The organism is Bacillus sp. BB081 (assembly GCF_008368895.1).
Classification (GTDB): Bacteria; Bacillota; Bacilli; order Bacillales; family Bacillaceae_G; genus Bacillus_A; species Bacillus_A wiedmannii.
Genome location: NZ_QOZX01000002.1, coordinates 90709 through 108597, shown reverse-complemented (window position 1 = coordinate 108597; position 17889 = coordinate 90709). Strand labels below are relative to the sequence as shown.

At 32.8% G+C, this 17889-nt stretch carries 17 protein-coding genes; 4 read left to right on the top strand and 13 right to left on the bottom strand.

Annotation, left to right across the window (positions count from 1 at the left end; all coding sequences use genetic code 11):
- Positions 1 to 142: 142 nt before the first annotated feature.
- Genes DN394_RS00635 through DN394_RS28855 form a run of 3 tightly spaced genes read right to left on the bottom strand, consistent with a single transcriptional unit; the run spans position 143 to position 3375 of the window.
- A complete protein-coding gene (locus DN394_RS00635; RefSeq protein ID WP_149293528.1) occupies positions 143 to 1720 on the bottom strand; it encodes a recombinase family protein in 1578 nt (525 codons plus the stop codon).
- Positions 1704 to 3194, bottom strand: coding sequence for a recombinase family protein (locus DN394_RS00630; RefSeq protein ID WP_252197111.1), 1491 nt, complete (start codon positions 3192 to 3194; stop codon positions 1704 to 1706). Before DN394_RS00630 ends, DN394_RS00635 begins: the two co-directional genes overlap by 17 nt.
- A gap of 28 nt (positions 3195 to 3222) precedes the next feature.
- The gene (locus DN394_RS28855) at positions 3223 to 3375 is read right to left on the bottom strand and encodes a hypothetical protein (protein ID WP_170933762.1); all 153 of its coding nucleotides are present in this window, start codon (positions 3373 to 3375) and stop codon (positions 3223 to 3225) included.
- Positions 3376 to 3419: 44 nt separating this feature from the next.
- On the opposite strand from DN394_RS28855, the gene DN394_RS00625 reads away from it, so the two are divergent.
- Positions 3420 to 3773, top strand: a complete 354-nt coding sequence (locus DN394_RS00625; protein ID WP_149293526.1) for a helix-turn-helix domain-containing protein — start codon at positions 3420 to 3422, stop codon at positions 3771 to 3773.
- A 131-nt stretch (positions 3774 to 3904) separates the two neighbouring features.
- Positions 3905 to 5566, top strand: a complete 1662-nt coding sequence (gene recJ, locus DN394_RS00620) for a single-stranded-DNA-specific exonuclease RecJ (protein ID WP_149293525.1) — start codon at positions 3905 to 3907, stop codon at positions 5564 to 5566.
- Positions 5567 to 5681: 115 nt separating this feature from the next.
- On the opposite strand, the gene DN394_RS00615 is transcribed toward recJ, so the two are convergent.
- On the bottom strand, positions 5682 to 6554 hold the full coding sequence (locus tag DN394_RS00615; protein WP_149293524.1) for a helix-turn-helix domain-containing protein: 873 nt from the start codon (positions 6552 to 6554) through the stop codon (positions 5682 to 5684).
- A gap of 258 nt (positions 6555 to 6812) precedes the next feature.
- Between DN394_RS00615 and DN394_RS00610 the strand changes: the two genes are divergently transcribed.
- Together DN394_RS00610 and DN394_RS00605 are read left to right on the top strand one after the other, a co-directional pair.
- A complete protein-coding gene (locus DN394_RS00610) occupies positions 6813 to 7154 on the top strand; it encodes a helix-turn-helix domain-containing protein (protein ID WP_149293523.1) in 342 nt (113 codons plus the stop codon).
- Between the two features lie 142 nt (positions 7155 to 7296).
- Complete coding sequence (locus DN394_RS00605; RefSeq protein WP_149293522.1) at positions 7297 to 7671, top strand: hypothetical protein; 375 nt, start codon at positions 7297 to 7299, stop codon at positions 7669 to 7671.
- Positions 7672 to 7712: 41 nt separating this feature from the next.
- Here DN394_RS00605 and DN394_RS29230 read toward each other — a convergent pair whose 3' ends face one another.
- The 9 genes from DN394_RS29230 to DN394_RS00570 form a co-directional block, all read right to left on the bottom strand.
- A complete protein-coding gene (locus tag DN394_RS29230) occupies positions 7713 to 7838 on the bottom strand; it encodes a hypothetical protein (protein WP_255451609.1) in 126 nt (41 codons plus the stop codon).
- Positions 7839 to 7922: 84 nt separating this feature from the next.
- Positions 7923 to 9263 carry a hypothetical protein gene (locus tag DN394_RS00600; RefSeq protein ID WP_149293521.1) on the bottom strand — a complete coding sequence of 447 codons (1341 nt, stop codon included), beginning with the start codon at positions 9261 to 9263 and terminating at the stop codon, positions 7923 to 7925.
- Complete coding sequence (locus DN394_RS00595; RefSeq protein ID WP_149293520.1) at positions 9256 to 9441, bottom strand: hypothetical protein; 186 nt, start codon at positions 9439 to 9441, stop codon at positions 9256 to 9258. Before DN394_RS00595 ends, DN394_RS00600 begins: the two co-directional genes overlap by 8 nt.
- A 196-nt stretch (positions 9442 to 9637) precedes the next feature.
- Positions 9638 to 11497 (bottom strand): tetratricopeptide repeat protein, encoded by a 1860-nt coding sequence (locus DN394_RS00590; RefSeq protein ID WP_179953643.1) that lies wholly within the window; start codon positions 11495 to 11497, stop codon positions 9638 to 9640.
- A 393-nt stretch (positions 11498 to 11890) separates the two neighbouring features.
- Entirely contained in the window at positions 11891 to 12034 is a 144-nt protein-coding gene (locus tag DN394_RS28850) for a hypothetical protein (protein WP_179953642.1), read from the bottom strand.
- A 398-nt stretch (positions 12035 to 12432) separates the two neighbouring features.
- On the bottom strand, positions 12433 to 14406 hold the full coding sequence (locus DN394_RS00585) for an AAA family ATPase (protein WP_149293518.1): 1974 nt from the start codon (positions 14404 to 14406) through the stop codon (positions 12433 to 12435).
- 265 nt (positions 14407 to 14671) lie between these two features.
- The gene (locus tag DN394_RS00580) at positions 14672 to 15319 is read right to left on the bottom strand and encodes a PBECR4 domain-containing protein (protein ID WP_149293517.1); all 648 of its coding nucleotides are present in this window, start codon (positions 15317 to 15319) and stop codon (positions 14672 to 14674) included.
- A gap of 924 nt (positions 15320 to 16243) precedes the next feature.
- Positions 16244 to 16414 (bottom strand): helix-turn-helix domain-containing protein, encoded by a 171-nt coding sequence (locus DN394_RS00575; RefSeq protein WP_149293516.1) that lies wholly within the window; start codon positions 16412 to 16414, stop codon positions 16244 to 16246.
- Between the two features lie 165 nt (positions 16415 to 16579).
- Positions 16580 to 17875, bottom strand: coding sequence for a purine/pyrimidine permease (locus DN394_RS00570; protein ID WP_149293515.1), 1296 nt, complete (start codon positions 17873 to 17875; stop codon positions 16580 to 16582).
- Positions 17876 to 17889: the final 14 nt, after the last annotated feature.

Below are 17889 nucleotides of genomic sequence, written 5' to 3'. Positions count from 1 at the left end.
ACAAATTTTTCCTTATCCTAATTACTTCACCCTTACACCGTGAAGATTTTATTCTTTGAAACTAGCATATTTTAAAACACTGTAGACAGCATGTCCTAATATTAAATAAAAAGAAGAGCTGCAAATGGCAGCCCTTCTTTTCTCAATATCCCAGATTTATTTTTAGTGTGTATGCTGTATTCCTATCTTTATCAATCGTAATTTTATCAACTATATGTACCAAAAAGTTACGAATTCTTTTTATATCTAATTTTAAACTAGAAAATTCTAATGCAAGCTCTTTTAATACATTTTGTTGTAAACCCTTCCGATTAAAGCTCACTTCTTGTATATGCTCTATTTCCAATTGCTTTTGCTTAATGATTTCTTCCGACTCCTTGATCTCGTGTAACAAGTGAATACGATAATCCAGCATTACATCCAATAAAGGATCAATTTCAGGATTATCTTCGGATAGCCTTTTCTTATGATTATATAAAGCATCTATTTCACGCTCTGATTCTTTAACCAAAACCAGACATTTTTCTATTTGTTTTGTTAGACGCTTCGTTTCTTTTTGAGTGTTTCTCATCTGATCATCTACACTTTTCTCTATTTCAACAATCAGTTCTGTGTATGATTTAGAAATCACTTTATCTTTAATTTCTGCAACAATACTATTGAAAATTGAATCATGAAGCTCACCCATTACATGCGACATTTTACAGGATTTATTTGGGCAGATATATTTCTTGTGCCCATACTTCTTTCCATTTTTTCCTTTTGTCTCTTGATTTTTTGGCATAAGAGGCAAATCACAACTTTTACAATGGATTAAATCTCGAAGAATATATTCTGTTTTTAGTTTTTTAGGAGGAATTTCTCCATTACGCTTTTGTTCAAACAAACGAATCGTTGTTAACCATTCTGCCTTAGACATGATTGGTGGAATTTCTTCACACCGTTCCATTTCCCACTTCGAAAAATCTTCAACACTATTTCCAGCTCCAGGCTTGATACGCTTATTAGTAACATATCCTGCATAATATGGATTTGTCAAAATACGTTTCACTGCTTCTTTCTTCCAATGCTGACAGTTTGTCTTTTCTTTTTGTTCATTTAACATATTTGCAATAGCAGAAAATCCATCCCCTTTGTGATACATCTCATATATTTTTAATACAACATCCTTTTCATCCTCTACAATTGAAAGTTCTTTTGTTTTTTCATCTTCTTTATATCCGTATGGAATGGGCCCTCCCATCCTCTTCCCATCCGCAGTTCTTTGTTTATATGCATCTTTTGTACGACGGCTAATTCGTTCTACTTCATACCGTGTTGCACCATCCCGAATTAACTGTGTAATCGAATCCCGCTCCGTATATATTTCTGATGTGCTTGTTAATATAACATCCGTATTCCTTTGCTTCATAATCAATCGTATTTGCATGTGTTCCAATTCTGAACGTGCAAGACGATCGTCCGCATATACAATAACAAAATCGTACTTCCCCTGTTCAACACCTTCTATAAGCTTCATCATTTGTGGGCGTTGCGTTATCTTCTTCTTAAATGCCGATTCACCAGGGTCTATATATTCCTTAACAATTTCACATTCGTAATTTTCAATAAACTTATATACATGATGACGTTGCATATCAATAGTCTGTTTATCCGATGAAACCCTCGCATAAAAAGCTCCTTTTTTCCCTTCCCCTAATACTTCACGAATTGTTTTCACATGTATACACCTCTTGATAGTTTAAAAATGGATTCTTAAAAATAATTTCATAACCATGTTTGTCTATCATTACCGTAAAAATTAAATCTCGAAATAACTCAAGACTCTTATAATCTGGTAATGAATCTAACACTACTTCCTTATGAATGTCATCCTTTAAATCTTTTAATTGATCAGGAATCTTTTTTAATACATGTAACTTCGCTTCCAATTCCTCCTTCATTTGCTTGTACTCTTGTACTTTTCTATGTGAATCAAGCATTTGATTCTGCAATAGTATATTTTCCTTTTCCTTCAACCAATTTTGCACTTTTTTGTGTACATTCTTGTTCATTCTATTTAAACGCTGTGTATATTCCTGTGATTTTTGTTTCGCCTTTTGGACATTCTCCTTGTAATATCGTTCAAATAAACGATCCATCTCTTTTTCTTGCAAGGTAAGAAAAAACTGTTTCATCTTATCGAATGTTTGCTCTTCTATATAATCTTTATCAATGTACAACGCGTGTTCATCACACTGATACCCCATTAACAAAATACCTTTTCTCTTTTTACGAACTCCTTCTAATGGCTTCTTACAATATGAACATTGCAGGAGTCCTTCCATACGATACAGAATATCTTCCTCAGATGGATCTTCTTCTTTATTTCTAGGACCAAGTTTATTTAAAATTCGATTTAACTTTTCTTGTACAGCATCCCATTCTTGTGGTTCAATGATCATAATTTCATCTAACTGTTGTTCTTGCGCTACACCTTTTAATCGAACACAATATGTACCCATATAAAATGGATTTTCTAATGTCCTTCTAATATCTTGCGTTTCCCAAAGGCTTCCTTTTCGTTTTTTAAAACCTTCTGCATCCAACTTGTTTTTGATTTGTTTCAAAGATGTACACGCATCATCTAAAAATTCATTAAAGATAAACTTGATACTATCCACTTCATTTTCTATCATTTCAATCTCTTTTGTTTTTTTATTATTTTTGAAACCATACGGGAGGCTACTCACCGCTCTCCCTGCATCGAACTTACTCTGACGCATAGCATCAAAACGTTTGTTGATTTGTTCACCTTCATGCTGAGCAAATCCCGCCATAATCAACTCAAGATATCGATTCATGGGTGTATATTCCATGATGGGTTCGCCAACTGTTGTAAAGTGAACCTTAATCTCCTTTTCCTGCAATAGTTCATAAATTTCCATGTACTCCATTACATTCCTAGCTAAACGATCTCGTTTATACAAAATTAAATTTTCAATTTCATCTTTACGAATTGCTTCTAATAACTTACATAAACCTGGTCGTTCATACATCTTTTTGGTTCGAGCTGATACATATGGATCTTCAAACTCATAATCCAACTTAAAATAACGTTCTTTACAATACGCTCTTGCAAAATAACGTTGCATCGTAACAGAATGTTCCTGCTTTTTAGAAGAACTACGATAGTACGAAACCGTTTTTTTCAAAGTAACCAGTCCTTCCATCTTTTGGTGCTTATAATGTATGCGTGTCCACCTGATTTTTAGAATCATTTTGTTTCATTATTTCTACACACATTTCTGCGTATAATTGAAACCATTTCTCTGCTGCATCAGGATCATGAATATACGATATAGCACGAAGTTGAATTTGTTTTTGTTTAGCCACTTAGTTCATCTCCTTACCGAAATAAATAAAATGGGGGAATTACATTGATTACACAATTAGGGCAAACCATTCGAAACTTACGAAAACAAAAAAATATTACTCTAAACGATTTTGCGGATAAACTTGATATTTCCGCAGGCTACCTTAGCAATTTAGAAACAGGAAAAACAGATACTATCTCACTTCAATTACTTGTAAGACTCAATGAAGAATTTAATTTATTCCCTTCACTTAATCAAACCACTTCTCCCTATCACGAATTACATTTCCGCTTAGATCGTATGTGCCAATTGTTAAAGTCACTGCATGATACTGATCCAAGGCTAGCAGATTATTTCATTTCTCATGTTGAAGAAGGGTTAGAGCTATACAAAAGGAACAAACCCTACAATGGTTAATATTGTCAAACAATCTTCGTTTTATTCATTTTAGTAAATAAATTTTATTTAAATGAATAAAATCAAATAGAAAAAGAGAACCTGTCAATTAAACAGGTTCTCTTTTTTGTGCCTATCCAAGGAGGTTCTTTATGCATTGGAAACAACTTGATATTCCATTTGAAAATCATCCGCACTGCGCGAACATGCTGTACCTAGCAAAACATGTAAACATCCATCCTCTACTCGGTTATCATTTGTTTGTTCATGGTATTCAAACCGAAGAACAATTATGGTCGTTTTTATATCCTGATCCTTCACAGTTTCACAATCCTTTTCTACTCAATGATATGAAGCTAGCAGTCGATCGTATTTTAAAGGCTATTCGGCAAAAAGAAAGCATTTATATTTTTGGTGACTACGATTGCGACGGAATTACTTCTTCAACGATTTTAAAACAAGCACTAGAAAAGCTCGGTGCCCATGTAATGACAAGGCTACCTTTACGAGAAGAAGGGTATGGATTATCACCACTTGCTGTGAATTCTCTTCCCGAAAATATAAGTTTATTAATCACCGTTGACAACGGATCCAGTGCACATCCAGCAATAAGGCGAGCAAAAGAAAAAGGAATCGATGTGATTGTGACAGATCACCATGAAGTATTGGGAGAACATCCAGCTTGTTTAGCATTTATAAATCCTAAAAGAAAGGATAATACATATCCGTACCCGCACTTATGCGGAGCTGGCGTTGCTTTAAAATTAATACAAGCTCTCTTTCTAACATTAAAACAAGATTGGGTAAAAGAAACCTGGAATTATATTGAGTATGCAACAATAGGAACGATTGCCGATGTCATGCCACTGACTGGAGAAAATAGAGTTATTTGTTGGTATGGTCTCTATAAAATGCGAAACTGTCCAAATAAACTTTTACAATTATTTCGTGAGCAATTACACCTCAAATATATTGATAGCACTACTATTGGTTTTCTCATTGGACCCATGCTGAACTCCTGCGGACGGATATCTGACCCTAACATCGGTGCAGCTATCCTCCAAAAAGCAGAACCAACAGCAGAAGATGTTAAACTGCTTATAAATTTAAATAACAAGCGCAAGCAATTAACTACTGAGCAGTTCAAATTGGCATCCGAAATCATTGCACAACAATCATTAGAAAAAGATTCATTACTCGTTGTACAAGGAGATTTTCACAAAGGTATTATTGGCATACTAGCTTCTAAAATCTCTAGCTATTATAAAAGGCCCACAATTGTACTTACCCAAGATGGAGTAGGCTCTGCAAGAAGTGGAAATGGAAGTAAGTTTTCAATTATACAAGCTATTCAATCTTGCAGTGAACTATTGAAAAAATTCGGAGGACATGCTGCTGCGGCTGGATTATCTATTGTTCCAGAAGAGGCATACATCCAGCAGTTTAGAGAGTGTATGCAAGAAGCAGCACAACAACAAAATACGCCCCAACCAACTTCATATTTTATAAGCGAATTCCCAATCTATAACTTTCCAAATCATTTATTTGATGATTTGATGGCACTGGAACCCTATGGGAACGGACACCCAAAACCTTCTTTTCGAAGCAAAAACATATTTGCATGCGGACACTCCTGCTTTGGGAAAAATAAAGAACACGTTGAATTCTTTTTTTCAAAAAAGCGAGCCTATGCTTATTCGCATGGTCACTTATTTCAAAACTGGAATCGATATAATCGGATGGATGTTTTATATACACCCCATTCTTACGAAAAACAAGATTTTCTTATCAATGATCTTCAATTAATTCAATAAAAATAACGAAGGTACACTACTTTTTCAAAAGACAGTGTACCTTCGTTATTTTGTTTCACTCGCTTTATACTTACTGTTACTGGTTACTATTCTTCTCACTAAATCCCCTATCTTCCTACAACACATTTTCTGCCGAAATCATATGCTGCTTTTTTAAAATCTTCCCTTGCGTATGATCTAATACCCTACGAATCACAGGATTATAAATTCGATTAATATGTTTATATTCCTTTTGACTAACAGGACAAATATAAACATCTCCTTGTTTTATAATTGCTAATTCTTCCTCACCACCATTTTGATATAGGTTCTTATAAAACATTGTATATAGTTTTTTTATTTTTTCTTTTCCTAAACCAAATATTTCATTAGGGAACTTCTTTTCCCATTGAACCTGTAATAATTCAAAAAACGTTTCTTCGTCTATCTTAGCGACTTCCTCTTTTCTAATAACCTCCTCATCTTTAGCTACTATTAATTCCTCATCGTTTTCATGATGCATTTTCAATTCTTCATATAAAAAATTATAGTCTCCTACCAGTTGCTCATACGCTTGATTCATCCATTCATTTCGTTTCTTTACCTCCCGCAATTCATCTGACAGCAGCTGTATAAAGTCATATAAAAATTCAATTTCCTCATTATGAATCCCAATTTTTGCTGATGAAGAATTAAGTCCCCCCTCCTTATCCATCGAGTCTATATCACATTCATTTTCCATTAATACGTTTACTTGCTGCTTCACTTTTTCCATATCTTCCAATAAGCCATGGTATCCCTCTAATATTCCCCTCAACCCTGGTCTCTTTTTATCCGTAAATGCAAATATATCTTCTTTTCTAATTGCCCATCCCTCCTTACGATTATCAGATGCTATTGCTGGAATTTCTCCATTACGCAACCAATTCGTAAATGTTTTATAACTGACATGAATATAATGCTCCTCCAAAAACGCCATCGCTTCTTCAACATTAAGCCAATTTTTCATATTACACCTCATTTCTCTAGTTACTTTATGAATGTAATAAGAAAGATATAACTATACAAATGTAATAAGAAAAATAGAAAATAAGACTTCATTCTCTTAAGAACAAAGTCTTATTAACGTAATCCATATATCGAAACCTCTCTCAATTTCTTCTGTTCATTTTAATAAATTTTATTCATAGTCTGTTTTTTTGACTTACATCATACACTTTCCTAAAGAAACATTTGTTTTATCAAACATAAGTAAGGAGGTTTTTCTTTGTTACAACATCTTGGGCAAACAATTCGTACATTACGCAAACACAAACATATTACATTGAACGAATTCGCTGCAAAGCTAAATATTTCACCAGGTTATCTGAGTAATTTAGAAACAGCAAAAACCGATACCATCACATTGGATTTACTTCAGAAATTGCAAGAAGAATTGAATCTGTTTCCTGCTCTCACCCAAGAAACAGATTCACAACACCATGAACTTCATTTTCGTTTGCAACGATTATGCCAAGTGTTACAACAAGTTCACGACACAGCTCCAGAATTAGCAAATTTCTTTATTGCCCATGTCGAGAAAGGTTTAGAAATATACCCTTCTTCCTAAGGCTATTCTGTTCTTACTTTGAACAGTTTGTCTATCCTTTATTCATTTTTATGAATCAATTTCATTAATATGAATAAATTATTAAAAAAGGGAAACTATATTTATATAGATTCCCTTTTTCATATGTATAGGAGGAAAAACAATGGATTCTCTTTCACTTACAGAATGTGTTCAAAAACTAGGAGTAACAAGCTCTGACATCATTATTAGATTTTTAGAAGATCAAAAACGAAATGGATTCATTTATTACAGTGAGGATTTAAATACTATTCCAAAAGATACGCAATTTGATTTATACTTCTCGGAAACAAGAGGGTTCATTAAAAATAATGATGCCTTTCCGATTCCACGCGATTTATATCATTCTTTAGAAATCGATCACTGGTCTTTTAAGTGGTTAAGCTTCTTTTATCACTTATACTATCACGAGACTTCACCTTTACCCTTTGAATGGCAAGATTGGGATTTTCATATCGGAGAGCATTTTGTTTGGGGCTATAAATCAATTCAAAAATAAAGTTCAATCACAACTTATGGAAAAGAAAAATCTCCTAATTTTTAATTAGAAGATTTTTCTCCTTGCTGTGTTTTAAAGAATTCTTGCAAAGCTTTCAAGAACGCTTCTTCTACTTTTATTCCCCCAAAGGTTTCTTTTCCAATTTTAAGTGGAGATGTTTTTTGCACCACACAACATCACCTCGCTCAAATATATGCGAATTGAGCTTAAGGACAACCCTATTTCTTTTAAAAGGAACAGAACTTTAAGTATTAGGCATAATATTTATCTTGAATTTCATCATTTGTACCAGGATTATATCGAACATTAATTATATCTCCTTCGTCCATTAGCTCGTATTTTTTCTTTAATTTATCAGTATCTGCAACTACTAAGTTATTATAACTTCTTTCTAACTTAGACAGATGGATATGAGTACCAAAAAGGTATGTATCGATTCCTTTATATACAGCCGTCAATTTAACCCCCTTTGTTTCTTTGCTAAAGATATCTAATATAGATGATAATTTCTCCCTCTCGTTAACTTCTGTATCCAAAAACTCAAACTTTGAAATTACTAATGTTTGATTCATCGCAGCTTCTAACACTTCAACTGCTTCAAAATCACTAATATTAAGCTCTTCTGGTACATCAAATACGACATTAAAAAATTCTTCTAACTTTTTTAAACGTTTAAATAAGGAAAGACTCTGTTGAATATTTTCTGTTTGCTCTTCATCCGCTTTATAATTTTTACCAACCAAAAACACCCTATGTTTTTGTAAGTCTGTAAATACAATATCTTTACCTAACCTCGTTCCATCTATGAAGTTCAAAAGGGCTAATTGAGCATCCACTCTATGTTGAAATTTATCTCTTACCACAATATTAACTTTCCCATTAACTACAACCTCATCTTCTGAAGTACCCTGTAAATTATCAAATTGTAATATAATTTCAACTACAAGAAAACTATTGACCTGCCGATTATTATTTATTACAAATGTTTTCTCTACCTCATTAAAATCTCCTAGTGTCATTTCAAGATAATCTGCTATACCCAGCCCTATATTCTCATTTTCCAAAGAAAGCTTTAGTAACACTGTTTCAGGTTCATCTATAGGTTTTATAAACCATTGTATATTATCCCCATCTAATTGTTCCGTAATTGAAGAAACTTGTGTTTGTTTAATCCATGCTTCTAAAGAAAGCATATCAATTTCGATTTGCTGTCGATTTAAATAAGCATACTTTAAAACCTCGTTAATATTCCCAAGCTTAGGGATGTTTTTGTCTACAATTTTAAATTTCCCTTTATACATTAAAGGGAACTCTTTAGCCGCATACTCACTTGTAGGCTGATGTTCAAAAACTACTTTTGATCCTATTTGAATCGGTTCGTACATATAATGTGGTGCAAATGGATGTTTGCTACTCATAAATCTCTGCAACTCACTAAACATCATGGCCGCTCCTCGAAGATCACCAGTGGATAATAATTTCGAAAGCTCATCGATTGCTGTATTTTGATGTACAACAACACTTACATTTTTAGAGCGGTTTATCGCCAAATTGTTTTGTCCGTCAACTTGCACTTCATTTTTTCTATTCACTCTCATCACCTTTTATTGAAATGTTAACATTCTTAGATTTATTAATCCCTATGTGTTTCTTTCCTTTTTGCACAATGCCTGCATTCTTTTTTTTCTTTTTTATTACATATGTAGCTCCCACGAATACAGTTGCTAAAATACCAGCTAATACAGACCATATAAAAGCACTTAAACTCATTATATTTACTCCTTTCATAAACCACTTTGTTAAATATTATTTTAACAGAATAGTTCATAACTTTTCTCATAAACTATAAAAACATACAACAATAGATACATCGGTTGACAACGAAGCCACCTAGCATATACTAGGTGGCTTATTTTCATTTTTTAGTTTCATGGATAACAGAAAGTAAAGAGACAATTCAATAATGTTACGCATACTTTCGTAAATCTTTTACCATCCGCATATATGTTTCTTTACATGCTTCATAATGCTGATTTTCAATATCACTTAGACAATTTGAAAGGTATTGATCCCATATCCCCTTATAAATATCGAAGGAATCTGATTGTTTATTTATACCCTCAACAATGCTTGGAGCAATTGCATAATATTCTTGAATTATGCTTTCCCCATCAGATTGGGATAATAACCAATTGTCTCTATAGCTCCGAAAAGCTTCTAATTCATGATCGTCATCCTCAACTCCTAAAGTTTTAAGAGTAGCTGTTGTTATAAAACAACCACCTGAATTTGTGTTATCTAATTTTTTTAATTCTTTTTTTCCGAATTCAAGATCAAAAATATTTGCTGCAATTGTCAGTAATTCCCTTGCTTTATCTGTATCTTTTTTAAACCCATGCTCTCCTTTATGGTGAAAAGACCCTATCCATACAAATGAAAATGGATATCCATTTTCTGCACTTTCTTGCAGTAAATTACCACCCTTTTTATCGTCTCTTTTTAAACCACCATAACCATGGGTATATTTAAACCCCAACACAAATTTCGCACCTATATTTCCTTTTTGAGCAGCTAATTGATAAAAATGGGTTGCTTGGCTGTCATTCATTTCTATACCATGTCCTTTATCTAAACAGCGACCAAGCATGTATAATGTAAACGAATCATGTTGATTATTGTTATACTCAGCTTCAAAAAGTTTATAACACTCCTCTTTGGAGGTATTTGTACCATCTTTGAAGTATTCTTCAAGAGCATATACTGCATATCCATTTTCGTTTACAGCACACTCTCTAACATATGAAATATTCCCTACTTTTAAAGCATCATCTATCTCTGCTTTCATTTGACGTAATTTTTCTCTTCTTGAAACTAGTCTATTTTCTTTTTCTGCTTGTTTTTTTCTTTCTGCTTCTTCTCGTTCTAATTGTTTCTTTTTCTCGCAAATAGCCTCATCCAGTTTACTTAATTCATTCGTACAGTTCCATTGCAACAATTTTGCTTTCGCTATAATCTTTTGTTTTTTATCATACATCTCTTGTAACGTATTCTCTGGTAATTCAAACAGAATTTGCATCTGTTGTTCCTTGAGTTTATTAAAACGGAAACCAAATCCAAAGTATGTGACAATCTGTTCAATTTCACCATCTTCATCCCCAAATATATCGTAAAGGTAAGCATAACTATCAAAGTTATATGGATTCATATTAATACTCTTTATCACATTTGCAAGAATTTGATCTTCTTCTTTAACATATTTCTTTGTATTCTCTAAAATGGCAGAAGCAGTGTCACTTTCAACTGAAGGACTTCTATAACCTGTGAATGCTTCATATTCGCATAGAACCCCATAGAATACTTGGAAACAACAATCAAAAACACCATCTATTAATATTTTTAAAGTGTCGTGATTTGTAAATAACGCATGTTTTGCTTCGCGAATTTTTGCAGCATCATTTGCATTAACAATACTATCGCTAACTCCTCGAACTACACCTTGACCAAGATTCAATACGCCAGCTGTCACCGCACCTTTTACTGCACCACTTAAACCAAATCCGCCACCTTGCCATTTACTTCTATCGCTTCTCTGGATTTCCCTATAATTTTGCAATTCATTTTCTGTATATACAATTTGCAAATATCTTTCTTTTACCACATCAAAATACTGACTATACTCGAAAAATTCCGCATAATACTCTTCAATAAAAGAGTGTGGTGTACGCGTCAATATCCCTTTCTCAACTAATACTCTGATAGCGAGTTCTACAGATTGACTGATACATTCGGTCGCGATATGAGGAACCTTTTCCATTAAATCATCCATATTGTGTACTTCCTTACGAAGCCTTTCACAAAAAAAATCTCGCTGGGTAAACGCATTCTCATAAAATGGTTGCTTCAAATTATTGAATGTATCCATTTCATCATTAATCCTTATTTCATTATGAAATAGTGTAAAAGTAGGCATACTTATCCCTCTTTCTAAGATTATTAATTTTAATATCCTATTATATCAATTATAATACTATAATCTTATTTTTTACCAGAAAAAAGAAATTGTGTTTAGTTCTATCGCAAAATATCCTTCCCCTAATCAAATACTCTACTGTCTACCTATCCGTTGAACGCCTGTTTCTACTGTAAAAACTCGTTTGTTTAAACCTTATGCCTTGTCATTAACATATTCTATAATTCTTTCTGTACAAGCATCAAAACTTTAATTAAAGTTCTTTTGCAATAGTTCCATCATTTCTTTTATTTCCGCTATGTCTTTCCGCACCGCCTGTAACTCGTTAAGAGTTTGTTTTAACAATTGTTCCATCGCTTCGACCTTCACATTTTTTTCATTCCAACGCACCATACTCTTTTACCTTTTTGAAAAACTTTTCTTGAATCCGAATTTTCCAAAACAGATTGTGCTGATTATATGACTCAATTCATCTCTTTCACCCTTTCTTCGTTTGAAATATGCCCCCCAAAAAATAGCTATTTGTTGAAAAAAAGAATAAATCCTAAAAGCAAAAAAAATCTCCTGGTTGATCAGGAGATTTACTATCTTTCTTTTTTAAAAATACACTTCTAAAGCTCGAAGAAACGCTTCTTCAAATTTTATTGTGCCGTATAATTCATTTCCAAGTTTAAATGGAGATGCTTTTTTGGTCACGAGACATCAACTCATCCCCACTATATGATGATTGATTAAGCGAACAACCCTTTAAATTTATTAAAATCTTTCTTTTTTACACTCAGGATAAAATCCTATCGTACACTCTCCATTACCTCGGCTCTCACATCACTTACACCATATAATTTGTGGAACAAGTTAGTAAAATTATTAATGGTTTGTGAAGTGAACTTTATATCTGTTTCTTTTTGGAATTTCTCTTTAAACATCTTTGCAAATAATGCCTTACTTTTCCCTTTGAATAAGCTAGAATTTTTTAATTCTTTGTCTTGTTCTGACACATCTAAATCAGGGATAACATATTTCAAGAAATCTTCTCTTGAAAATAAATCTTCAATAGCATGTCCAGGTTCATCACTTACGAAAATCAATTGTTCATCTGATAGTATCAATTCTTTCTTAAGCTCTTTTTGTTCATCTCTTCCAGCCTTATCATTATCTAATAAAACTTTAAAATCCACTCCCCATCCTTTTAGTAAAGAGGCTAAATTATCAATATTTGAAGCTCCTATACTAGGAATGAACCTCATTTCTCCAAATTTTTCAATATTATCTACATACTTTTTCATACATTCTAAATAAAAATAATCTGAAATCCCCTCAACTATTGTGTTATACTCCCCAAATGTACCAAAAGCACCTGATAGATCTAGACCGATAGCTGTAATTATCGGAGTATATACCTCTTTCTTTGCTTTAGAGGATGCATGTATTTTATTTTCAACAATAGTACAATTTTTATTATCTCTACTAACTAAGCGAATTCTTTCTAAGTTGTTCGGATTTATCAAATAAGGACTATGCGTAGTAAAAATAATTTGATTAGATTCCGTTAAAACTTCCAATGCTTTTAAAACATCTTTTTGTGCTTTTGGGTGTAAATATGGACCTGGTTCATCAATTAAAATAATACTACCTTCCCCTTTTACTGAATTAATAGCAAAAAAGAAAGATAAGAACCATTGAAAGCCCTTGCTACGCTGACTTGGAAGAAAATCAATATCATTTCCCCCATCATATATGTAAAAATTCAATGTATTATTAGTCCCTACATCTAGTTCCAATTTAATTTGACTTTGTGTATATATACTTTGAAAAAGTAAAGTAATCTCATTTGATACATCCATCATTTTTCTTTTTAAGGTTCGATTAGAAATATCTTGAGTATGAAGAATACTTTCTCCTCCTAAGACTTGATTTACATACGAAGACCATATATCTTTTTCATTAAGAACTAGTTCTATAGAATCAGGTAATGTTTTTTCAAATGATTCAAGCATCTTAAATCTTGGAATCTTAAAACTTTTTTCAAATTCCTCGTAATTTCTTATACTCCTGTCAAAATCTATTAGTGAATCCCTAATAAAATCATTATCACTATTGGGGTTTTCTGCATCCACAGAAATTTTATAAATACCCAACTCCTCTTCATCAGGTGCTCTTATTATCTTAATTCCAAAGAATTGTTCTAAATCTGATTTAAAACTTCTCAACCATTCGATTGGATCTTCTATCTTCGGAAATGCTTCCAAAAATTCCTGCGCATCTTCTATTACAAAATCAGCCATACCTCCTGAATCAGGAATATCTTCCAAATAACCCCGCGTAGAAAACCTCTCTATATGAGAATTTAACTCCTCCACAATGTCTCTTATTAATTCTAAGTTCTTTTTATTAAAAAAAACATTTTGAATTGATCCATATGTATAATATTTTTGAGTTACTAAAGATTTTCTTATTGTAAAACTGTATGACCCTTCACTAAAAAATTCAGAATGATAAACACTTGCTTTTAAATACCTTTTTATATCTTCTGACTTCACTATAAAAGAAATTTCTACAGTAGGATCACTCGCGGTTCTCTCTTTTCCTTCTGGATAATCCCCACCTAAAAATTGTGAAGTTGAAAAGGCTTCTAATGCCTTCAGAACATTACTCTTCCCACTTTCATTCTGCCCTGCTAAAACAGTGAGATTAGAATCCACATATATTCTCCCTGTGTCTTCAATTGATCTAAAATCTTTAATTCGCACCCATTCTAATTTCATCTCTTACCGTCCTTACATAAAATAAAATTTTTACTTATAAAAATTTTACCATGGATAGGAATTAAACATAAGAGCTCTTCTTTTTTAATGTATGTAGGCGATTTTCGTAAGCCTTGACATTTTAGCAACAAAAAAACGATATACTATAGCGGTTTACAAAACAAAAAAATTCAAGTGTAAATTTAGCCATAGAAAAACTGCACCCCAATTGTTAGATTATGAGTCTAACAATTGGGGTGCAGTTCATTTGCATCTCTTTTTTTAATCAAATTAATTTGGCAGGCATCTTTGTAACTGTTATTTTCTGTTGATCTCCAACAAATCGAAGACCGTCTTTAGTTTCTGTGATTCGCTCAACAAAAAATGTCTTTGGTATATAATAACCCAAGTCTTCGTCTTTTTTTATTCCTAAATGAACCGTTGCATCTTGCTGTTGATCGTGAAATAATATTTCGCAATCTATATTCGTAACATTTCCACGAACCTTTTCTTTATCGTACAATACAGCTTTTGGCTTATCTACTAATTTTGGTATTATATAAAAGAAAACATATTTATCTTTATTGCTGTCAAACTTCTTTTTGGTTGGTCTGCCTCGAAGAGAACTTAAAGTAATCTCCCCACTTTTGACATTGTTCCATCCCTCTTCACCTTTAAAACCTTCTATTTCTTGCTTATTCTTTACACGTTCAACAATTTTTTCGATAGCTAATAAATGACAAAAATTCTCTTTATCAAATCTTAATTCAATTGTACTGGCTATCGGTTTTTCTCCTGAATCATCTATAATTTCATACTGAAAAATATAAGGATTCAGATATTTTTCGTAGAATTTACACAAAAGCTCTAAGCTTATTTCATTAATTCTTGGGTTTGTGGTTAACCCATACAAATCCTGAGTAGTTGTTATCATATTTTCTCTCCGAACATGAATAGTGCCCTGATTCAAAATAAATCAGGGCACTAATCTCGCTTTTTTGCAACTTTAGGTCTCGTCTCATATTTATTGTCTCCGACGGGGAGAATTCGAGAGTTGCACCCGAATGACTTTTATTACGCAGTCCACTATTACCTTATTCAAAAAGTTAGGAGATTATCCTAAAAAATTAAAACATTTTTATCTTTTGCAACTTTAGGTCTCGTCTCATATTTATTGTCTCCGACGGGGAGAATTCGAGAGCTGCACCCGAATGACTTTTATTACGCAGTCCACTATTATCTTATTCAAAAAGTTAGGAGATTATCCTAAAAAACTAAAACATTTTCATCTTTTACAACTTTAGGTCTCGTCTCATGTTTATCGTCTCCGACGGGGAGAATTCGGTAGTTGTAGACCGAATAACCTTTATTAATTACTTCTATCTTACAAGTAAATGCTATCATTTAAAAGTATACTTGTCAATTATATAATACATTCCCATATACACTTTTGTTATAAACTCTATATACGCACATTTTATCCTACTTATTACTTTAATACACTCTAAAAGCTCCACTCCTTATTTATAATTCATTTAGAATAAAATCTAAAAAATTCATCCATAATATACAATAACTTTTTACTTTATTAAATCATTTTGTTTTTTATACGGTACTCCTTTTTATTTCATTTAAAATAAATTTCCCCATCACAAATTTCTTGTTCCTTCTTTAATCCCATATTAAAATTTTATATACATCTATAAAATTTTAAACCACTGCTAATTAATCATCACCATGCCGATAAAATCAGTTGGCTTTAAATTGCAATTGATTCTCTTTAACCACAAAGGTTTGTTTTCCTACATCAATATTTTTATTCTTTTTAATTTCCCTTTGATGTTTACAAGTTATAATTTTATTTGCAATCCCTACACATAACATTTGAGATGTGATTGCGTACTGTTTTTTCACTGATAAAAAGTTCACCTGCAATTTCCTTCGTTGTTTTATCTTGAACCAGTAATTCAAATACTTCTCTCTCTCTCTTTGTGAGTAACGGTTTAGATTGATACGCTTTTTCCTTCAACTGGTATAAACCTCCTTGCTTAAGCCAGAGCCGTGTATGTGTAAGTTGGGTGTTTATTTAGTCAAGATATTGTATGAACGAAATGTGCGGGTGGTGAATGAAAATAGGCTTTATTTCACATGTTATTTTAGACTTTTATACAGTGCAGACACTCTTTGTATCCACTCACTTTTCAGTACGCCATATTTGTTCTAGTAATATGCTGACAACTGTACCTACGAACAAACCATTTCCGAATATATATTGCATAACAGACGGCAGTGATTGGAGTGCTCCAGACGGTAAAAACATAACACCGCTGCCAAATAATACAGAAACTCCTAAAATCGTTACATTCCTTTCGCTCATTGGCACTTGTTTTATATTATGAAACCCAATTCCAATTAACTGTACGAACGAAGCCATTAAAACCGCAGATGCGACAGCAGGTGGTAACGATGCTAAGTAACGAATAATATTTGGAAACAACGACATTACGACTAGTAACAAACATGCTAGTAAGAACGATCGTATATATTTTTGTTTCGTTAAACGTATAAATCCTGCCGTTGCTGGTAACGGTACGACACCTACAGTTGAAAATACAGAAGAAATGATGTGCGAAATCCCTCCAACCCACGTACCATCCTTCAACTGTTTCTGTTCAATAGTCGCTTTTTGAATGGTAGCTTGATTGATTGCTATAATTGCTGCCACTGTATTAGAAACTAAAATACATACCATAACGAAACTTGATACAGCCATACCTGTATTCCACTTTGGAAGTCCCCAAGCAAATATTTGCGGAAATTGCACAAAATGAGTTACTTGAGATGGAATCGTCACTTTTCCTGCAATGAGAAAAAGAACCCACCCACTAATTAATCCTATTAAAACTGCGTAACTTTTGACAAAACCTTTTCCAAAATTAGATAGTATAATAACGAAAAGAAATATGCTAAACGCAATTATCGCTGTAAATCCATCGATTTGAGAAACGGTAGCAGTAATTCCTAGCATTCCTTTTAGAAATACACCGCTTAATTGTAAACATAATAAAAGTAAAAACGTCCCTGTTACAAGCGGCGTGAATAAAAATAAAATACGTCCGATAAAACCAGTGACTCCTAATCCTATTAAAATAACACCGGAAATTATCATTCCTAATTCTAAAATTTGCAACGTACTATGTAATTGATCTTGCCCGGCCGTTGCATAAGCGAGTACGGTAAATACGCCAACCCAAGATCCAGCTGGGCCATCCGCAATTGGCAGTCTATGTCCAAGCCACCCTTGTAAAAAAGAAGATATACCAACTACAAAAAACGTACGCTGCATTAAATAAAATATTTCTTCCGTCGTAAGATGAAATAATCCGCCAACGACAATTGGTAGTGCAATTGAATTCGCTAATAAAAATATAAACCATTGCAAAGTTCCCATAATATGATTTTGGTTATGTTGATTGTCCAAATTTTTCATCCTTTCTAACTTCC

What these genes read in the sequence shown, in the direction of transcription:
- recJ (WP_149293525.1), top strand. Translation starts at nt 3,905, where the DNA reads ATGCATTGGAAACAACTTGATATTCCATTTGAAAATCATCCGCACTGC.
- DN394_RS28850 (WP_179953642.1), bottom strand. Translation starts at nt 12,034, where the DNA reads ATGGTGCGTTGGAATGAAAAAAATGTGAAGGTCGAAGCGATGGAACAA.
- DN394_RS00605 (WP_149293522.1), top strand. Translation starts at nt 7,297, where the DNA reads ATGGATTCTCTTTCACTTACAGAATGTGTTCAAAAACTAGGAGTAACA.
- DN394_RS00580 (WP_149293517.1), bottom strand. Translation starts at nt 15,319, where the DNA reads ATGATAACAACTACTCAGGATTTGTATGGGTTAACCACAAACCCAAGA.
- DN394_RS00585 (WP_149293518.1), bottom strand. Translation starts at nt 14,406, where the DNA reads ATGAAATTAGAATGGGTGCGAATTAAAGATTTTAGATCAATTGAAGAC.
- DN394_RS00570 (WP_149293515.1), bottom strand. Translation starts at nt 17,875, where the DNA reads ATGAAAAATTTGGACAATCAACATAACCAAAATCATATTATGGGAACT.
- DN394_RS00590 (WP_179953643.1), bottom strand. Translation starts at nt 11,497, where the DNA reads ATGGATGATTTAATGGAAAAGGTTCCTCATATCGCGACCGAATGTATC.
- DN394_RS00595 (WP_149293520.1), bottom strand. Translation starts at nt 9,441, where the DNA reads ATGAGTTTAAGTGCTTTTATATGGTCTGTATTAGCTGGTATTTTAGCA.
- DN394_RS00615 (WP_149293524.1), bottom strand. Translation starts at nt 6,554, where the DNA reads ATGAAAAATTGGCTTAATGTTGAAGAAGCGATGGCGTTTTTGGAGGAG.